The sequence below is a fragment of the Mesorhizobium sp. M0058 genome (assembly GCF_040323095.1).
Classification (GTDB): domain Bacteria; phylum Pseudomonadota; class Alphaproteobacteria; order Rhizobiales; family Rhizobiaceae; genus Mesorhizobium.
This window is the reverse complement of the sequence record NZ_JAMYUQ010000002.1, coordinates 387,711-404,867: the sequence shown is the minus strand read 5'-3', so window position 1 is coordinate 404,867 and position 17,157 is coordinate 387,711. Positions and strand designations below refer to the sequence as shown.

Here is a 17,157-nt window from a genome sequence, read left to right as displayed (position 1 = left end):
TGGTCAGTTTCAACTGCGGTGTGGACCGCAGTGAGTGCCACCGGGCCGTGTGCTGGCCGAGACCTACCCAACCGCCTGCTTATGAGCTGCAACATGAGCCCTCGATGGCAAAGTAGACCTCGACCTGAGCAAGACCCGCGAATGGAAGTGGGGTTCACAGCCGAGGCGGAAAACGCGAACTCTCGCTGGTGGACCCATTTGGCAATACGCCTGCTCCATCTCGTAATCTTTTTGCGCCGCCGCAATGCCGCAAAGGAAGGTGGTTTCGGGTCAGTTCTCTCTAGGCTCCAGAGCGCTCGTCACGTTGTGCCCATCCTCGTGCGGTGGGCGGCCGCCGCTTGAGGATGCGTATTTGAAACTGGTTTTCTCAAGATCTTTTAGTCCTGAGGGCCTCAGGCGGGGGCACTTGCCATTTAGTTATCGTCACCTGCAAATGCCGAACCCGCACTCGACGCCAATCTACGCGCTGGCCAGTTTGCGACATCTGGTTTCGGCGATTCCGCTTTCAGTAGCGACGATCATGCTGGACGGCTGATATGAGGCGCGTTCCCGCCTGGCAGCTTAGGTGCAGCAAGCAGGACGTCGGCTTTCTTGCCTCGACCTGGCCTAAGCAGTCATTCAATTCGTGGCCTCAAGCAGCTCATCCACGCTCCTCCTGACGCGGCGTGCCATCCAGCCGATCTCGGGCTGATGTGCGTGGACGGCAGTCGTCCTTTGACCACCGCTTCTGGCGGCGCCGATTGGCGAGCCGCCTCGCCATCATTAGTTATGGAACGGAAAAGAAACCATTCAGCATCAGACTACCGCTTTTCGACGCACCTTTTCGAATATGTCGGAACGAGCGCTTGTCGCGCAGCCCACGATGCCCCCCATTGGTGAACCGGTTCCATGAAGAGTCTGACAATACGCCACCGCATCCTCGTCAGTTTCGCAGCCGTTCTGGTGGTCATGTCCGTGATAGCCCTCATTGCGTACGCCTGGTTTCTTCAGGCGGGGGAGGAGGCGACTGAGGTCGAGAAGGGCATCCTTCCGGACCTTTATCACAGTACCGAGATCATGACGGGCCAGATGGCGGCCCATAGTCTGCTTCAGGAATATGCCCTTCAGGACAACCCGTCAGACAGAAGCACGGTTGAAAACGCGATCACGACCAATCGCAACCAGGTGCAGCGGTCGATGGACGACTATGAGGCAACGATCGTCTCCGATATCGACAAGCAGAATTATGCAGCCGTCAAACAACTCGCCAACCAATTCCGTCTGGCTGAAACTGCTGTGCTGGAAACAAGCCGGGCTGCCTTGTCAAAAGGTGAAACTCCCAATGAAAGCCCAGCTATCAAGAACGAAGTAGAGCCGATCTTTGTAAAATTGCAGTCCGCTCTGCAGGCCATGGTTGAGGATCACAGAGGCGAGGCAAACAGCGCGACGCAGCGGATCAGCTCGATCGTCAGAACGGCCGAAGTCGGTTTGAGCGTTGGCTTGTTGATAGCCCTCGGGCTAGCCCTTCTTTTGGGTTACCAGCTGTTTCGCGCCATTACAGGTCCGCTCACCCGTTTGGTCGACGCGGTTCAATTGATGCGGCAAGGCGACTTCAGCGAACGGCTCGATCTGAGGCGCCGAGACGAATTCAGCGTGCTTGCCGACGGCTTCAACGCAATGGCGGACGATCTCACAACCCTCATTGGTCAGGTTCAAAGGTCCAGCATACAGGTCGGCACGTCGATAACTGAGATCGCCGCCACCTCCAAGCAACAGCAGGCAACTGCGACTGAAATCGCAGCGACCACAACAGAAATCCGAGCGACAGCCAAGGAAATCTCCGCCACATCAAACGAACTGGTCCGCACGATGAACGAGGTCTCCACAGTTGCCGAACAAACCGCTGCCGTGGCTGGCGGGGGGCAAGCGGGGCTGACCCGTATGGAAGAAACCATGCAGCAGGTCATGGAAGCGGCTGGCGCGATCAATTCCAAACTGGCGATCCTGAGCGAGAAAGCCGGCAGCATCAATCAGGTGGTGACGACCATCACCAAAGTGGCCGATCAGACGAACCTGTTGTCGCTCAACGCTTCCATCGAGGCGGAGAAGGCAGGCCAATATGGCCGGGGTTTTGCAGTGGTGGCGACGGAAATCCGAAGGCTCGCGGACCAGACAGCTGTCTCCACCTACGATATCGAGCAAATGGTCAAGGACATCCAGTCGGCAGTCGCGGCCGGGGTGATGGGCATGGACAAGTTTTCCGAGCAGGTCCGTCGGGGTATGCAGGACATCCAGCAGGTCGGCGGGCAACTCTTCGAGATCATTCAGCAGGTTCAGGGGCTGGTGCCACGTTTCGAAGTCGCCAATGAAGGCATGCAAGCACAGGCGACCGGCGCGGGGCAGATCAGCGACACGCTAACCCAGCTAAGCGAGGCAGCTCAGCAAACAGTCGAGTCCCTTCAGCAATCGACGCTCGCGATCGACGAGCTCAATCAAGTCTCAGGCGGCATGCGAAGTAGCATATCGAGGTTCAAGCTACGAGCATAGCGAGCCGGTAGCAGGAGGTGACAATGCTATTCCTCGCCTTCAGCATGGGTCCGGATCGCTACTTGATCGATGTCCACAAAATTGAAGAGGTGCTGCCCTATATCGACGTGAAAGTTCTTCCGGGTGCGCCAACTGGTGTGGTGGGTTTGGTCAGCTATAACGGAATACCCATCCCCCTGATCGATGTCACCCTTCTTGCGCTTGGCCGACCATCGGAGCGCCTGTTGAGCACCCGGATCGTTGTGACGCGCTATCCGGCGGATGATGGCGAGCGACGCCTGCTGGGGCTGATCGCGGAACGGGTGACGGATACGATCGAGCGAGACCCGGCCGATTTCGCGCCGTTCGGACTGGAACCAGGAACCCCGCCTTATCTTGGGCCGGTGGCTTCCGATGGTTCGGAGATCATTCAGTGGGTCAAAGTGGAAGCGCTGCTTTCGGAAGAGATTCGTACCGCTTTGCTCCGCCAGGCGGCAACAGGTGATCAATGACCGGAGCAATAGAAAAGCTCCTGACGGAAACCATTGGACTGGACAGTGCCAGCGTTGGTCCGACAGTGGTTCGTCAGGCGGTCAGAGAACGGATGGAAGCATGCCGGATAACCAACCCTCAGGCCTATAGGGAACACTTGGCCGGTTCCTCGCAGGAGCTGCAGGAGCTGATCAATGCGGTGGTGATCCCAGAGACCTGGTTCTTTCGCGACCGAGAAGCGTTCACGATGCTGGCGCGGCATGCGCGCGCGCACAAGCCTGCTCAGCCGATAAGAATCCTGAGCCTGCCATGTTCAACCGGCGAAGAGGCTTACTCGGTCGCCATGGCCATGTTCGATGCCGGCTTTGAGGCGCATGAGTTCAAGATCGATGGCGTGGACGTCAGCAGCCGCAATATCGGGACGGCTGAACGCGCCATCTATGGGCGCAATTCGTTTCGCGGCAGCCATCTAGAATTCAAGGATCGCTATTTCGAAGCGGCCGAGGGCGGGTTGCGGCCTGTTGCTGGGGTGCTGAAACAGGTTCGGTTCATGGTAGGAAACTTGTTCGGTTCTCACGCGCCTTTCGGGCAAGAGGTCTATGACATCCTGCTTTGCCGCAATTTGCTGATCTATTTCAATCGAGAGCTGCAGGATCGCGCATTGATCTGCCTGAAGGACCTGCTGGCCAAAGACGGACTTCTTCTGGTCGGTCCGGCGGAAGCAGCTCTTCCAAGGGTGCATGGCTTTCTTTCCGCTGAATGGCCATTGGCCTTCGCCTTTCTGAAATCGGAGCCCGTCAAGACCACGGCGCCGAAAGTTTCGGCCGCCGTCCCGGTGCGGACGCCAAGCCCTAAGGTCAACAAGAGCGAGCCTCTTCGTCCGTTCCGACCGACAATTGGCAATGAAGGCCGCGGGCAGGCTCCGGCCAAGCCGCTTGCACACGCCTCGGAAAGCCTCATCGCGGTTGAACGGATCGCCAATGCAGGACGCGTAAAGGAGGCACAGGAGGTCGCCCTGGCGCATCTCAAGGAGTTCGGTCCTTCCGCAGAAATCTTCTACCTGCTGGGCCTCGTCCAGGATGCGGATGGTTCTGCACCCGAAGCCGCGCAAAGTTATCGCAAGGCGCTCTATCTCGCGCCAAATCATCGAGAAGCTCTTGTCCATCTGGCCTTGCTGCTTAGCAAGCAAGGCGACCATAACGGCGCCGAGGCGCTGGCCGGCCGGCTGGGTCGGGTCCAGAAAAGGAGCGGCAGTTGATGGCGGCTTCGACAAGGATCGCTCAGCCGGTGGAGGAGATCGAAATCAACGACTGCTGGCGGCAAATAGGCGTACGGGGTGACAAGTCATGTCCGCTACTAGAGCAGCATCTCCACTGCCGCAATTGCCCGACCTACAAGAAGATCGCACGACGCCTCCTCGACCGTGCAGCTCCCTCGGCATCTCGCGACGAATGGCCTGACAACGCTGGTCGTGCAGGGATCGATTCGGCAGACAGCGACGCGCTGCAGACGGCCGTTCTCTTCCGTTTGGGGGAGGAATGGCTGGCACTTCCGGTCGGTATTTTTCATGAAGTGGCTGAATCTCGTCGCGTTCATTCACTTCCACATCGCAGGAACAGTGCACTGCTCGGCATTGCGAATGTCCGTGGTGAATTGCTCATTTGCCTTTCCCTGGCCGAATTGCTCGGGATAGACGAGCGCAAGGAAGGGGAACAAGGCACACGAACCAAGGTATTTCGCCGCCTTGTCGTGGTAGGCGAGCGCGACAAGCGGGTTGCTTTTATGGTTGATGAGATCCACGGCTTACATCGGTACCAGGAACGCGACACTCTCGCTGTTCCGGCCATGATTGGGAAGGCACTGTCTGCCGCTACGGTTGCCGTGCTGCCATGGCAAGGACGAGCCGTTGGCTGTCTCGATCCACGACAACTGCTCACGATGCTGGATCGGAGCATCGCATGACAGATGAAGACTTCAGCCAGGTTTCGATGCTCAGCCTCTTCCAGGCCGAACTGGAGACGCAGTCACGGGCTCTGACCTCTGGACTTCTGGCACTCGAACGCGATCCTATCGCCGCCGACGCCCTGGAAGCATGCATGCGTGCCGCGCATTCCCTGAAAGGAGCTGCCCGCATCATCGACCTGATGCCCGCAGTCAAAGTTGCAAATGCGATGGAAGACTGCCTGGTCGCAGCGCAACGCGGGCATCTGAGGGTGCGACGGGAGCATATAGACGCGCTTCTGCAAGGTTCTGACCTTTTGAAATTGATCGCATCGGGATCATCGAGCGAGAGCGCCAACTCAGAAGTCGAAACCTTTCTCGCGAAGTTCGAGGGGTTGTCCCTCCCCCAGGCAAAGCCCGGTCCCCAAGATTCTGCAGCTGATTTCGCAACTCCAGATCATGCCCAGGAGCAACTGGCGACGACCTCTTCAGCGAACCTCCTCGTTGGGGCGGTACCGCAAGCCCACGGCAGCATCGGCTCTGATAGAATGGTTCGGGTGACGGCAGACAGCCTGAACCGATTGCTCGGGCTGGCTGGCGAGTCGCTGATGGAAGCTCGGCGGCTCAGGCCATTCGCTGACGGGCTGCTACGGCTGAAGCGACTTCAATCGGACCTCGCAAGTGCGTTCGACAATCTTCATGCAGTGCTGCCGCCGGTTTCAAACGATGCGGCGGTGGTGGAGGCGCTGGCTGAAGCGCAGCGAAAGCTTCGGTTGAGCCAAGCGTTCCTGGCGGAGCGTTTCGATGAGTTGGATTCAGTGGATCGGAAAGCGACCGATCTTGCCAACAGATTGTACGACGAAACGTTGGCGAGCCGGATGCGGCCTTTTGAGGACGGCGTGCGACACTATGCGAGAATGATCCGCGACCTCGGTCGTACCCTTGGCAAGCGGGTGCGACTGGAGATCGTAGGCGGCTCGACCGGCATCGACCGCGATATCCTCGAGCAGCTCGATGCCCCTTTGGGGCACCTTCTGCGCAACGCTGTAGACCATGGGCTTGAACCGCCTGAGGAGCGCCTCGCGATGGGCAAACCTGAAGAGGGGCTCATCAGGCTCGAAGCGAGGCACAATGCCGGGCTGCTGCAGATAGCCGTGGTGGACGACGGCAGGGGGATAGAGCTCTCGAAGCTGCGCGAGACCGTCGTCGCCCGGCAACTTGCAACCAGGGAAAGTGCTGAAACACTCAGCGAAAGCGAATTGCTCGCGTTTCTGTTTCTGCCAGGCTTTTCCATGAAAGCGGGCCTTACCGACGTCTCAGGTCGCGGTGTGGGGCTCGATGCAGTGCAAGCCATGACGAAGGAAGTCCGGGGAGTCGCAAGCGTCTCCTCAGAATTTGGCCACGGAACCCGATTTCAACTGCAATTGCCGCTGACACTGTCGGTCCTGCGCACGCTGCTCGTCGATGTCGATGGAGAGCCCTATGCTTTTCCACTCGCTGCCATTTCCAAGACTTTGAAACTGCAGCGGACGGAGATCAACGTCCTGCAGGGCCGGCCGCATTTTCGATTGAACGATCGACAGATCGGGCTGGTCACCGCTCGCGAGGTGCTCGATCGAGGTGAGCCCGGATCGGAACCGAACGAACTATCGGTCGTCGTCGTAGATGCGGGTCGGGGCGATGCGTACGGCCTGATCGTTGACCGTTTTCTCGGGGAACGCGAGTTAGTGATCAGACCTCTCGATCCACGGTTTGCCAAGATCAAGGACATCAGCGCAGCGGCCCTGATGGAAGATGGTTCGCCCGTTCTGATCTTCGATGTCGACGATCTGATCCGATCGGTGGAAAAGCTTGCATCGTCCAGCGGATTTCGAGCTCTTCGGCGCGCCGCGGGCGGTCCCGAAGCGAGCAGGCGCAAGCGCGTGCTCGTGATTGACGATTCACTGACGGTTCGCGAACTCCAGCGCAAGATGCTCGGCAATTACGGTTATGAGGTCGAAGTGGCGGTAGACGGCATGGACGGGTGGAATGCCGTCCGGTCTGGTCCTTTCGATCTCGTCGTCACCGACATCGACATGCCTCGCATGGATGGCATCGAGCTGGTGAGTTTGATCAGAAAGGACGCTGATCTCAAGAACACACCCATTATGATCGTTTCATACAAGGATCGGGAAGAAGATCGCGCGCGCGGGCTCGACGCAGGTGCGGACTATTATCTGACCAAGAGTAGTTTTCAGGACGAGGCGCTGATCCATGCCGTCGTGGACATGATTGGCGAGGCGGCTGAATGAGATCGAGATTGGAAGCCAGCGAATGAGAATCGGCGTAGTCAACGACATGCCGATGGCGGTTGAACTTCTGCGTCGACTGGTCCTGTCGACCGGCGAACATCAGGTCGCGTGGATCGCGACCAATGGGCGTGAGGCGGTCGAGGTCTGCAGACGTGATCTGCCGGATCTGATACTCATGGATCTAGCGATGCCAGAGATGGACGGCGTGGAAGCGACGCGCAGAATCATGGCGGAAACCCCGTGCTCAATCTTGCTGGTGACCGCCAGTATCGAAGCCAACCTCGCCGGCGTCTACGAAGCAATGGGTCATGGCGCGCTTGACGCAGTCGATATTCCGTCGGTGGGCATCGAAGGCAACGCGTCCTCGCAATCCGCCCGGCTTTTGACGAACAAGATACGAACGATAGGCAAGTTGATCGGTGATGCGCCTACCCAGGCAAAAAGGCGGATGTCACGTGCGGCTGAGCCGTCAACTCGACGCCTGATAGCAATCGGCGCCTCTGCGGGCGGGCCGGCTGCCGTTGCCGCAGTCCTGAGCGCGTTTCCCGTTGATTTTGGCGGCGCGATTGTGCTCGTCCAGCATCTCGATGCTCAGTTCGTTCCAGGCCTTGTTGATTGGCTAGGGCAGCATACGCGTCTCCCGATCCGTCCGGCGGGGGAAAGGGATAGTCCTCAAGCGGGCACCGTTCTCGTAGCCAGTTCTGCGGATCATCTGGTTTTCAAGTCAGCTCAGCAACTTGGCTATACGCCCAGCCCCAAGGACAATGTTTATCGGCCGTCCGTAGATGTGTTCTTCGAAAGTGCGGCGCAATGGTGGCCTGGCTCAGTGATTGGTGTTCTGCTCACAGGCATGGGCAGGGATGGTGCGCGCGGGCTGAGACAGCTCCGTGACAAGGGGCATCTCACAATCGCGCAGGATAGAGCAACCAGTGCCGTCTATGGCATGCCGAAGGCCGCCGCCGACTTCGGCGCGGCTGTTGATATTCTTCCTTTGGGTGCGATCGGCTCACGTATAATCGAAGCCTGCGAGCGCCCCCACGTGAAAGGCCCGTTCCGATGACGCAAGAACCAGAGTTGGTCCCGCCACTCGCAGATAACTATTCATCCATGGTTCTGCTCATCGATGATCAGATCATGGTTTGCGAGGCGGTCAGGCGCGCTCTAGCCAACGAGCCCGATATATCCTTACACTTCTGCACCGACCCGTTGAGAGCGATGACGGTCGCGGATGAGGTAAAGCCAACCGTTATCCTGCAGGATCTCGTCATGCCCGGGGTGGATGGGCTACATCTGGTGCGAGAATACAGGAAGCATGCGTCGACACGCGCGGTTCCAGTCATTGTGCTGTCGAGCAAGGAAGATCCAGCCACCAAGGGCGAAGCCTTCGCTGCGGGCGCGAACGACTATCTCGTCAAACTGCCGGATCGTATCGAGTTGATTGCACGCATTCGATATCACACGCGGGCCTATCTGGATCACGTCCAGCGAGACTCGGCACACCGAGCGCTGAGGGAAAGCCAGCGACAGCTGATCAGTGCAAATCTAGAGCTTGAACGTCTGACGCGGATCGATGGCCTGACGGGTCTCGGTAACAGGCGCTATTTTGACGAATATCTGGCGGCTGAATGGAAACGCGCTTTTCGCGCACAGTCCCCACTGTCGCTGTTGATGATCGATGCCGACAACTTCAAACGATACAACGATACCTATGGCCATATGGCCGGCGACGATGTGCTCAAGCAAATCGCCCGCGTAATCCAGAGCGGTTCCGGCCGTTCCACCGATCTCGCTGCGCGGTACGGAGGCGAAGAGTTCGTCATCGTGCTGGTCGACACTATACTGGAACAATCCAGTGCGATCGCCGAGCGGCTCGTCCAGAGCGTGCGAGAGTTGAACATACCCCACGGCCCGGATCGCGTGACCATCAGCGTCGGCGTCGCAACAGCGGTGCCCACCGAGAACGAGACGCCAAACGATTTCGTCAATGCCGCCGATTTGGCTCTGTTTCGTGCCAAATCGGAAGGACGAAATCGTGTTGCGCTTCATATGTCCCGCAGCTAGAGAAGCTCACATCTCAGTCAACGAAGCGCGCCCTGTTCGATTTGAGGACGACCTTGGCGAAGTCGGGCATCTCGAGACCTTGCCGCACCAGGCCATCAAGAGTTTTCTCAGCCGCCCTGATGGGGGAGAGCCGGGCCAGCACCGTCTCAGCCTCCAGGCGAGGCACCACGGCGAGACCGTCGCGGTCGCCGACCAGTATGTCTCCCGGCGAGATAGTCACTCCTCCCACTACCACCGGGAATCCGACCGTGCCTGGACCATTGCGCGCAGGCGAGTTCGCAATGATCCCGGCACAGTAAACCGGCAACCCGACCGCCTCGATCCCGACAACGTCGCGCACGAGGCCGTCAGTGATGAAGCCGGCGACCCCCTTGTTGCGCGCCATGCCGAGCACGAGATCGCCAGTTACCGCCGTACCGGCAAAGCTGTCGGTGGCCGCGACGATGACATCGCCACTTGCTGCGGCATCCAGTGCTCCAAACAGGGCGAGGTTGTCGGCGGGACCGCAGTGACAGGTCACGGCGACGCCGACCATCGTCGCAGTAGCTGGCGACAGTGGCTTGATCGCATAATGCAAGGCGCCGCGTCCCCCCATCGCGTCTACGACCTGGCTAACCGGCACGCCCGCAAAAGCACTGATGATTTCTGCTGCGGGCCGTTCGAAACGGCGCTTGATGGTGAGCAGTGGTGGGTCTTCAATCATGTAGCGGCCCCATTCCCTGAACGAACGAAATACAGTCCGGCCCGAGGTCGCGCAGGCTCCGCGCGCCCATCAGTCCCATGACGCGGTCGATTTCCTTGCGGTAGAGTTCGAGCACGTGGCGTACCCCCTCCTCGCCGGCGACCGCGAGCCCCCACAACTGCGGCCGCCCGATCAGACAGCACGAGGCGCCGAGCGCCAGGGCCTTGACGACGTCAGAGCCTCGCCTGATGCCTCCGTCAATAAGCACTGGTACGCGGCCGGCGACAGCCGCGACAACTGCCGTCAACGCGTCCAGGGATGCGGCGGCGCCGTCAAGCTGACGTCCCCCATGATTGGATACGATGATGCCGTCGATTCCTCGGGCTACAGCCTCGGCGGCTTCGCTGGGATGCAGGACGCCTTTCAGCAACAACGGTCCGGACCAGACAGTGCGCAGCCAGTCGACATCGGCCCAGGAGAGTCCGGGATCGAGCATTGCCGCCATCCGGCCCGCCAATGCACCGACCGTCGCCGTATCTCCGGGGCGCGCGTAGTTGCCGAAGGTCAGTTTCGGGAGTCGGGTGCGCATACGAAGAAGCCACGCCGCCTTGGTGGCGGTCGCGAGGGTTCCGGCCACACCGAAGCGCGGCGGGATGGCAAAACCGTTGCGGATGTCGCGTTCACGGTTGCCAAGCATCTGGTTGTCGATGGTGAGCACCAGCGCGTCGTAGCTTGAGGCACGCGCCCGATGCACCATTTCTCGGGTGAAGCCGCGATCGGTGTAGACGAACACCTGCATCCACCGTGGGCTACTTCCGGTGGCTGCTATGTCCTCCAGCGTGCAGACGGATCCGTGGCTGGCGCAGTAGAATGTCCCTGCGGCCGCTGCGGCTCGGGCGGCTGCGCGCTCGCCGTCGGGCCAGAACAGCCCAGCCAGGCCGGTTGGCGCGATGCCCAGCGGGATGGCAAGTTTCGCGCCGAAGAGGTCAAGGGAAAGGTCTCGCGTCGTTGCACCGTTGAGCGGTCGCGGCAGAATGGCAACCTCGTTGAAAGCTTGCTCGTTCCGGCGCAGCGTTCGCTCATCCTCGGCACCGCCATCGGCGAAGTCGAACACCGGGCGTGGCAAAGTCCGCCGCGCGGCGATGCGGACCGCGGCCACGCTGTACAGGCGCTTCAACCCCGCCATCGAAGCAGACGATGCCGCACCGCCGGCGCCGGGGTCATCGCCTGTTGAGGCGGACGAGGAGCTACTCACGGTTGCTTTCCGCCGATGCGACCATGATGCGTCGGTCCACCGCCTCCCGGAACACGCACGCAGGAGAGTGTTCCCTCAAAGGAGGGATCGCTGCCGGTCGCCAGCACGCCGGCATTTGTCACCCAAAGCATCTCGCCCGAGAAGACGCAGTTGGTCGTTGCCTTGCCGCAGACGAAGAAACCTTCCGCTGTGCCGTTGGGCTTCAGAACGTGAATGCCGTTGGCGGCAATATCCGTGACATAAAGGCGGCCATCGGCTCCGACCTTCAGCCCGTCCGGGATCGGATTGGGCCCAGGCAAGCGGCCCAGGTCTTCGACGCAACCATCCGGACGCTGCCGCTTGACGCGCCCCGTATAGGACTCCCCCCAAATGATCGAGCCGTCGGCTTCGATCGCCACACCATTGGGGAAGGTCGGCTTGTCGAAGCCGAGAGCAAGGTACGCACTGCCGTCGGGGTTGACGGCAAAGATGTAGCTTGGGTCCGGATTCCCCGGGTTGTATGTGCCGGGATCGCTGAAGATGAGCCGGCCGTCAGCAGCAAATACAAGATCGTTTGGCCCATTGAGCCGAATGCCCGCGACTTCGCTCAGCAGGATTTCCGGCTTTCCGCCTTCGGCAACCCGCTGGATCGATGGCGTCGTCATGTCCGCGGCCCGCCAAGGTCCGGTCGTGCCGCCGTTCTGGCAGACATAGAGCAGGTCATCCGATCCGAGAACGCAGGCGTTGGGCGCTCCGGCAACATACGCGAACTGGCGAGCACTTCCGTCGCGATCTATGGCCGTCAGCTGGCTGCGATAGCTTTCGACGATGACAATTCGGCCATCCGGCAGCACCGTCGGGCCCTCGGGCCAGCCAAGGCCGGTCGCGACAACCTCGACGGCCAGCTTTTCAACCTCGTTCATCGTGCGACCCCCAGAACGGCAGCCTATCAAGATTTGTCGGGTATAATCCAGCCTGACGATCTGGCGGTCACCGGACCCGGCGACTCGAAAGATAGCCAGGCTGACGTGCGCGTTGCTGGGCCCCCCCTAGGCCGGCCCCCACCCCGACGCCGGTGAACCCCGACGGGCGGAGGCCTATGGCTACAGCGACGAGCCGATCGGTGTCTACACAGCTCGGTAGCACTGGCTTGCTCCTCCAGGTTGCGTGGCAGGATTAGGTGCTGCTGAGGCCAGCGTGCAAGGAACAAGTGCAGGTGGAGAAGGTTGAATCTCAGTTCCTCTCCCTCTAACACTCACAAAGTCCAACAATTCTCTGCTCCGCTGCCAGGCGCTCTGGAGCCCGAGCGTTTGCAGGGCGTGCGTGTGGCCAAAAGCTGGGGAGCGCCGCAGCGCCCAGGCGTGCAAATTGCTCTCTGAACGCCGATCCTTCTCCGAAGCTGGGGAGTAGCCCCAAAATCCAACAGCAATATCATGCCTCAACGGCGGTTTTGCCACTGCCAGTTTTGCGGTTCGCTCGCCTGTCAAAAGGGACAGTCTTTCGGGTCACGATCCGGAGTGGGTTGCCAAGGCTCCCGGAATCGAGGTGGCCCACTTTTGCGTCGGGGCTCCGCCACTCTTCAGATCAACAGCAACCAGCACCAATAAGCACCAATCACCATTTGCACAGCGAACGCGGTGAACCTGAGACTGACCGCGAGTTGGCTGGTTGAGACGAGGTGGATCACCGACTGCACTATACGTGCGCCTAACATCGTGGAGGCCAAGGGATCCGTGACATCTGTCTTTGAAATGATGATCGCGACTCCGAGCAGACCTCCGAAGATTGGAAGCCCTTCAATGCAGTTGGCGTGGGCACGGGCTAACCTCCGCATAAACGGGGAGAGGGCTCCGTTATCTGGCGTAAAGCCGTTTGCCGGGACTTGCCCAGAGATCACCAGGTAGCTCCGGATAACTTCCATCACGATCAGCAGGGCCAGGGCCCACGAGATGAAGCCAGTCAATGCGTAAGCACTCGCCGACATGTGCCCTCCCCGTTGCTAGCACTCTAGGTCGTTGTAGCCGATCAACTAGTCTAATGCTATTCGACGAGGAGGGGCGGCCTGTAGTGGGGCCGAAACGGAATAGCAGCTTTTGGACGTTGTGCCCGGAATAGCTGCCGTTCAGCCAATCAGCAGTGATTGACCGCTTTCGCCCTTTAGCGACCCTTCCGCGCCAGATCAGTCGATGCTTGAAGCTGCCATTCGCAGAGTGAAAGCGGCGTCGAGCATGGTCAGAAAGGCGCGCACGGCGGGGTTGGCGCGTCGGCTTGCCGGCCAGAGCACGGTGACATTGTTTCGCTCGACCGCGAACGTGGACAGCACTGGGACCAGTTCGCCGCGCTTCACATAGGGAGCCGCCATGAAGGAGGCGCCTATGCCTATCCCACCGCCGGCTGCCAGCATGATGAGCACCGCATCGCTGGCATCGGCGACCACACCGGAATTGGGCACGATCTCGATTTCACGGTCGCCAATCCGGAAGGGCCAGCGAAAGGCCTGGCCTGTGCTCTGATATCGAAGGTTGACGGTGTCGTGCCCTTCCAGGTGATCGGGATGGGTCGGTGTGCCGCGTTCCTCGAGATAGGCTGGCGAGGCGAAGCAGCAAAGCCGATGGGGTGCGAGCTTGCGTGATAGTAGCCGGGTGTCAGCCAGATCACCGATGCGTATGGCGACATCGATCCCTTCCTCGATCATGTCCACCATCTGGTCACCCAGCCTGAGATCGACGATCAGGTTCGGATGGAGCCGACGGAAAGCCGGTAAAGCCGGAGCGATCAGATGCAGTCCGATCGGCAGCGACGCGGCCACGCGCAACGTGCCCGATGGTTCGGAGCGCGCGGTCATTGCCGCCTGCTCTATTTCCTCCGCCTCGCGTAGCAGACGCAGCGCGCGCTCATGCAGGTCGCGCCCTTCGGGCGTGAAGGTGAGCGAGCGCGTTGTACGGGTAAACAGCGACACTCCTAAATGCCGCTCGAGCCGCTGGACGCTCTTGCTGACCGCCGACGGGGAAATCGACAGCGCGCGCGCCGCTGCCGTGTAGCTGCCCAGCGATCCCGCACGCGCGAAGGCGATGATGCCAGTGAGCCGATCCAAAGTGATATGTTCCGCCATGGCATTACTTAACCGCCATCGGCACCGATTATCAACCGGCGGTCATGCCGCTAGATTCGCTCCAATGACATGGATGAGCGGAGATTTCACCAATGAGCGATAAGATGAAGGCAGTCCGTCTGCACGCATTCGGTGGTCCCGAGATGCTGGTGTACGAAGACGCTCCTAGGCCGGGTGTGAAGCCCGGCGAGGTGCTTGTCCGAGCCCAGGCGGCCGGGCTTAATCCGCCCGACTGGTATCTGCGGGATGGCTATCGCGCACTGCCGCCAGAATGGCGACCCAACGCGTCCTTCCCACTGATTCTCGGCACGGACGTGTCGGGCGTCATTGAAGCGGTTGGCGCTGACGTCGCTGAGTTCAGCATCGGTGACGAGGTCTACGCAATGGTTCGCTTCCCCGATAACTTGATGACGGGTAGCAATGCCTACGCGCATTATGTCAGTGTGCCGGCATCGCATGTTGCGTTGAAACCAGCCGGCATCGACCATATTCATGCGGCTGGTGCGCCGATGTCGCTTCTGACGGCATGGCAGTTCTTGATCGAACTTGGCCACGACGAGCCGAATCCGTTCCAGCCCTTACCGCATGAGCCGGTGCCCCTCGACGGCAAGACGGTGCTCATCAATGGTGCCGGAGGCGGTGTCGGGCATCTGGCCGTCCAGTTGGCGAAATGGCGGGGCGCGCGCGTCATCGCGGTGACATCGGCCAAGAACGAGGCGCTGATGCGCGATCTCGGCGTGGATCAATTCATCGACTACAAGACAACCGCGGCGGAAGATGTCGTCCGAGACGTCGACCTTGTCCTCGACGCGGTGGGCGGCGCGGACATGGAGCGCTTCTTCCATGTTCTGAAGCCGGGCGGCGCGCTGTTCCTGGTCAACCCACTGGGCTTCGCTGGTCACGAAGAGACAGAGAGGCTGGGGATCACGGTCTCATCCACACAGGTTCGATCCAATGGCGCGCAGTTGGCAAAAGCCGCCCGCCTGCTCGACGACGGCCTTGTGCGTGTCGTCATCGACAGCACATTCCCGCTGGCCGAGGCATCGCGCGCACATGAGCGCGCCGCCGACGGCAGTATTCAAGGCAAGATCGTGCTGGCCGTCTGAATTGTTGCTTTCAGTCCGACCGACCATCGGGAGTGCAGACGATCGGGCGGGATTACGCCGTTTAGCCGACGAAGACCAACGACCGACGTCCGGCTGAATCGTGCTCGACTACAAGTGCCGCGATGGCTGCCGCGATCTTCGCGCCACCTTGCACTGACGGTTCGATAGGATTGGCGAAGTCCGCGTCCTCATTCGATACCAAGCGCAGGTCGACGAGCGGCAAACCGCGCGAGAACGCCGCCCGGGTGATGACGTCGTTGAGGACCGTCAGGGCAGTTGCGGCAAGTCTACGACGCTGTGAGTCGGGAAAGCGCGCCTCGTAGATCGTGCAGACAGCGGTGGGTAGGTTTTGGCCCAGCGCCCCCTCGAGCATCGTACAGTAGTCGTGCTCGAATTCCTCCCGGATATCGCTGATCCTGTCCAGAACCTCGGCCACCGAACAGGCCCCCTGCTCCAGAATCCCTGCATGACGAAGAGCATCATTGCCACCGACGCTGACGACAAGATGGCTAGCATCCTGGGGGAGCCGTTCAAGCTGCCGCTCGACGCCGCTTGTGATGGCGCCGTCGACGGCGTTTAGCGTTGCACGCCACCCCTCCGGCAACCGCTCCCGCAGCTGCCGCACTACGTCGGACCCGTGCGCGACATAGGCAGCGTTGTCAAAGATCGAATCCCCGAGAAGGACGACGTGTGGCATCGGATGCTCCGTTGAGGCCTCTGCCAATGCTGCATCAGCAGAGGAGGTAAGGTGGTGGGTTGTGACCGCGGCAGCGAGCACGGTCAGGAGATCACGGCGAGTCAGGCCACCTGCAGAACGGAGCGGCATCTCAGCCGTCCAGGAACGCCAGAAGCGCGGCATTCACCGCGCTGGCCTCTTCGCGCTGTACCCAATGCGTCGGCTTCTCGAACGTCTGCAGGCCCCGATCGTTGCAAAGGGCCAGACTGCGCTCGGCCAGGCCATATTCCAGAGCTTGGTCCTGCATCCCCCACAGTACAAGGGTCGGTGTCGTGATCCGCTGCTTCAGGCCTGGGCGGAAGCGCAGCGCCCGATACCAGTTGAGCATGCCGGTCAGCGCCCCCCGGCCGTTCCCAGGCCTGCCGATACTCTGCGATTTCCTCCGCCGTGAAGGCATCTGTTCGGCTGGATTTGATGAGCGCCCGTGCCAGCAGAGCCGAGTGCCCTGCTCCCAGAACAGCCTCCGGCAGCAAGGGGAACTGGAAGAAGGCGGCATAGCTGCTCCGCAGGAACTGGGTCGGAGATCGCAAGGAATGGGCAAGCAGCACCTCGGGATGGGGCGCGTTCAGGATGACGAGCCTTTCCAGGCGGTGCGGCAGCTTTGCGCCTGCGGCCCAGGCGACGATACCGCCCCAGTCATGACCGACGAGGTGAAACCTTCCGATGCCGAGCGCGTCGGCGATGGCAACGACATCGCCGACGAGCTTGGGGAGCGTGTATTCACGGATGGCTTTCGGCTTGTCACTGGTGTCGTAGCCCCTCTGGTCGGGAACGATGACCCGGAATCCGGCGGAAGCGAGCGCATCGATCTGCCGTCTCCAGCCGATCCAGAAGTCGCCGGGAGCAGTCTGTCCCGGTCCAGCCGCTAGGCTGGCAGCAGCGGAGGCGTCGATCAAAGTGAATACCTCGCGGAGTTGACGAGGAGTTCTGATAGGCAAGTTTCAATTTCGCGCTTTTTCCCGCAAATTCGAGAGCGTAAGGAATTGAAACCATTCGT

The 17,157-nt window shown here is 60.5% G+C and carries 15 protein-coding genes and 1 pseudogene; 8 read left to right on the top strand and 8 right to left on the bottom strand.

What is annotated here, in order from left to right; genetic code table 11:
• Nucleotides 1–888: 888 nt before the first annotated feature.
• From NKJ75_RS04840 to NKJ75_RS04810, 7 genes are read left to right on the top strand one after another with little or no spacing between them, the layout of a single operon-like run.
• Complete coding sequence (locus tag NKJ75_RS04840) at nucleotides 889–2,526, top strand: methyl-accepting chemotaxis protein (protein WP_023689447.1); 1,638 nt, start codon at nucleotides 889–891, stop codon at nucleotides 2,524–2,526.
• A 23-nt stretch (nucleotides 2,527–2,549) separates the two neighbouring features.
• The gene (locus NKJ75_RS04835) at nucleotides 2,550–3,017 is read left to right on the top strand and encodes a chemotaxis protein CheW (RefSeq protein WP_352499251.1); all 468 of its coding nucleotides are present in this window, start codon (nucleotides 2,550–2,552) and stop codon (nucleotides 3,015–3,017) included.
• Nucleotides 3,014–4,255 carry a CheR family methyltransferase gene (locus tag NKJ75_RS04830; protein WP_352499250.1) on the top strand — a complete coding sequence of 414 codons (1,242 nt, stop codon included), beginning with the start codon at nucleotides 3,014–3,016 and terminating at the stop codon, nucleotides 4,253–4,255. The genes NKJ75_RS04835 and NKJ75_RS04830 overlap by 4 nt, the downstream gene beginning before the upstream one ends.
• The gene (locus NKJ75_RS04825; RefSeq protein ID WP_023819373.1) at nucleotides 4,255–4,959 is read left to right on the top strand and encodes a chemotaxis protein CheW; all 705 of its coding nucleotides are present in this window, start codon (nucleotides 4,255–4,257) and stop codon (nucleotides 4,957–4,959) included. The genes NKJ75_RS04830 and NKJ75_RS04825 overlap by 1 nt, the downstream gene beginning before the upstream one ends.
• Nucleotides 4,956–7,229 (top strand): hybrid sensor histidine kinase/response regulator, encoded by a 2,274-nt coding sequence (locus NKJ75_RS04820; RefSeq protein WP_023713485.1) that lies wholly within the window; start codon nucleotides 4,956–4,958, stop codon nucleotides 7,227–7,229. Before NKJ75_RS04825 ends, NKJ75_RS04820 begins: the two co-directional genes overlap by 4 nt.
• Before the next feature lie 22 nt (nucleotides 7,230–7,251).
• Nucleotides 7,252–8,289 carry a chemotaxis response regulator protein-glutamate methylesterase gene (locus NKJ75_RS04815; protein WP_352499249.1) on the top strand — a complete coding sequence of 346 codons (1,038 nt, stop codon included), beginning with the start codon at nucleotides 7,252–7,254 and terminating at the stop codon, nucleotides 8,287–8,289.
• Between the two features lie 47 nt (nucleotides 8,290–8,336).
• Nucleotides 8,337–9,290 carry a response regulator gene (locus NKJ75_RS04810; protein ID WP_023669440.1) on the top strand — a complete coding sequence of 318 codons (954 nt, stop codon included), beginning with the start codon at nucleotides 8,337–8,339 and terminating at the stop codon, nucleotides 9,288–9,290.
• Nucleotides 9,291–9,303: 13 nt separating this feature from the next.
• Here NKJ75_RS04810 and NKJ75_RS04805 read toward each other — a convergent pair whose 3' ends face one another.
• From NKJ75_RS04805 to NKJ75_RS04785, 5 genes are all read right to left on the bottom strand, one after another.
• Nucleotides 9,304–9,993, bottom strand: coding sequence for an RraA family protein (locus NKJ75_RS04805; protein ID WP_352499248.1), 690 nt, complete (start codon nucleotides 9,991–9,993; stop codon nucleotides 9,304–9,306).
• Nucleotides 9,986–11,149 carry an alpha-hydroxy acid oxidase gene (locus tag NKJ75_RS04800; RefSeq protein WP_023713488.1) on the bottom strand — a complete coding sequence of 388 codons (1,164 nt, stop codon included), beginning with the start codon at nucleotides 11,147–11,149 and terminating at the stop codon, nucleotides 9,986–9,988. Before NKJ75_RS04800 ends, NKJ75_RS04805 begins: the two co-directional genes overlap by 8 nt.
• Before the next feature lie 74 nt (nucleotides 11,150–11,223).
• Nucleotides 11,224–12,129 carry an SMP-30/gluconolactonase/LRE family protein gene (locus NKJ75_RS04795; RefSeq protein ID WP_023713489.1) on the bottom strand — a complete coding sequence of 302 codons (906 nt, stop codon included), beginning with the start codon at nucleotides 12,127–12,129 and terminating at the stop codon, nucleotides 11,224–11,226.
• Nucleotides 12,130–12,785: 656 nt separating this feature from the next.
• Complete coding sequence (locus NKJ75_RS04790) at nucleotides 12,786–13,190, bottom strand: MAPEG family protein (RefSeq protein ID WP_023682292.1); 405 nt, start codon at nucleotides 13,188–13,190, stop codon at nucleotides 12,786–12,788.
• Between the two features lie 195 nt (nucleotides 13,191–13,385).
• Nucleotides 13,386–14,318, bottom strand: a complete 933-nt coding sequence (locus NKJ75_RS04785) for a LysR family transcriptional regulator (RefSeq protein WP_023689456.1) — start codon at nucleotides 14,316–14,318, stop codon at nucleotides 13,386–13,388.
• Between the two features lie 92 nt (nucleotides 14,319–14,410).
• On the opposite strand from NKJ75_RS04785, the gene NKJ75_RS04780 reads away from it, so the two are divergent.
• On the top strand, nucleotides 14,411–15,424 hold the full coding sequence (locus tag NKJ75_RS04780; protein ID WP_023743583.1) for an NADP-dependent oxidoreductase: 1,014 nt from the start codon (nucleotides 14,411–14,413) through the stop codon (nucleotides 15,422–15,424).
• A gap of 61 nt (nucleotides 15,425–15,485) precedes the next feature.
• Here NKJ75_RS04780 and NKJ75_RS04775 read toward each other — a convergent pair whose 3' ends face one another.
• The 3 genes and pseudogenes from NKJ75_RS04775 to NKJ75_RS04770 all read right to left on the bottom strand — a co-directional run.
• Nucleotides 15,486–16,121, bottom strand: a complete 636-nt coding sequence (locus NKJ75_RS04775; protein WP_023743584.1) for an SGNH/GDSL hydrolase family protein — start codon at nucleotides 16,119–16,121, stop codon at nucleotides 15,486–15,488.
• A 130-nt stretch (nucleotides 16,122–16,251) separates the two neighbouring features.
• A complete protein-coding gene (locus tag NKJ75_RS32825) occupies nucleotides 16,252–16,488 on the bottom strand; it encodes an alpha/beta fold hydrolase (RefSeq protein WP_348524527.1) in 237 nt (78 codons plus the stop codon).
• Between the two features lie 10 nt (nucleotides 16,489–16,498).
• Nucleotides 16,499–17,056, bottom strand: a pseudogene (locus tag NKJ75_RS04770) (alpha/beta fold hydrolase); the annotation flags it as partial.
• Nucleotides 17,057–17,157: the final 101 nt, after the last annotated feature.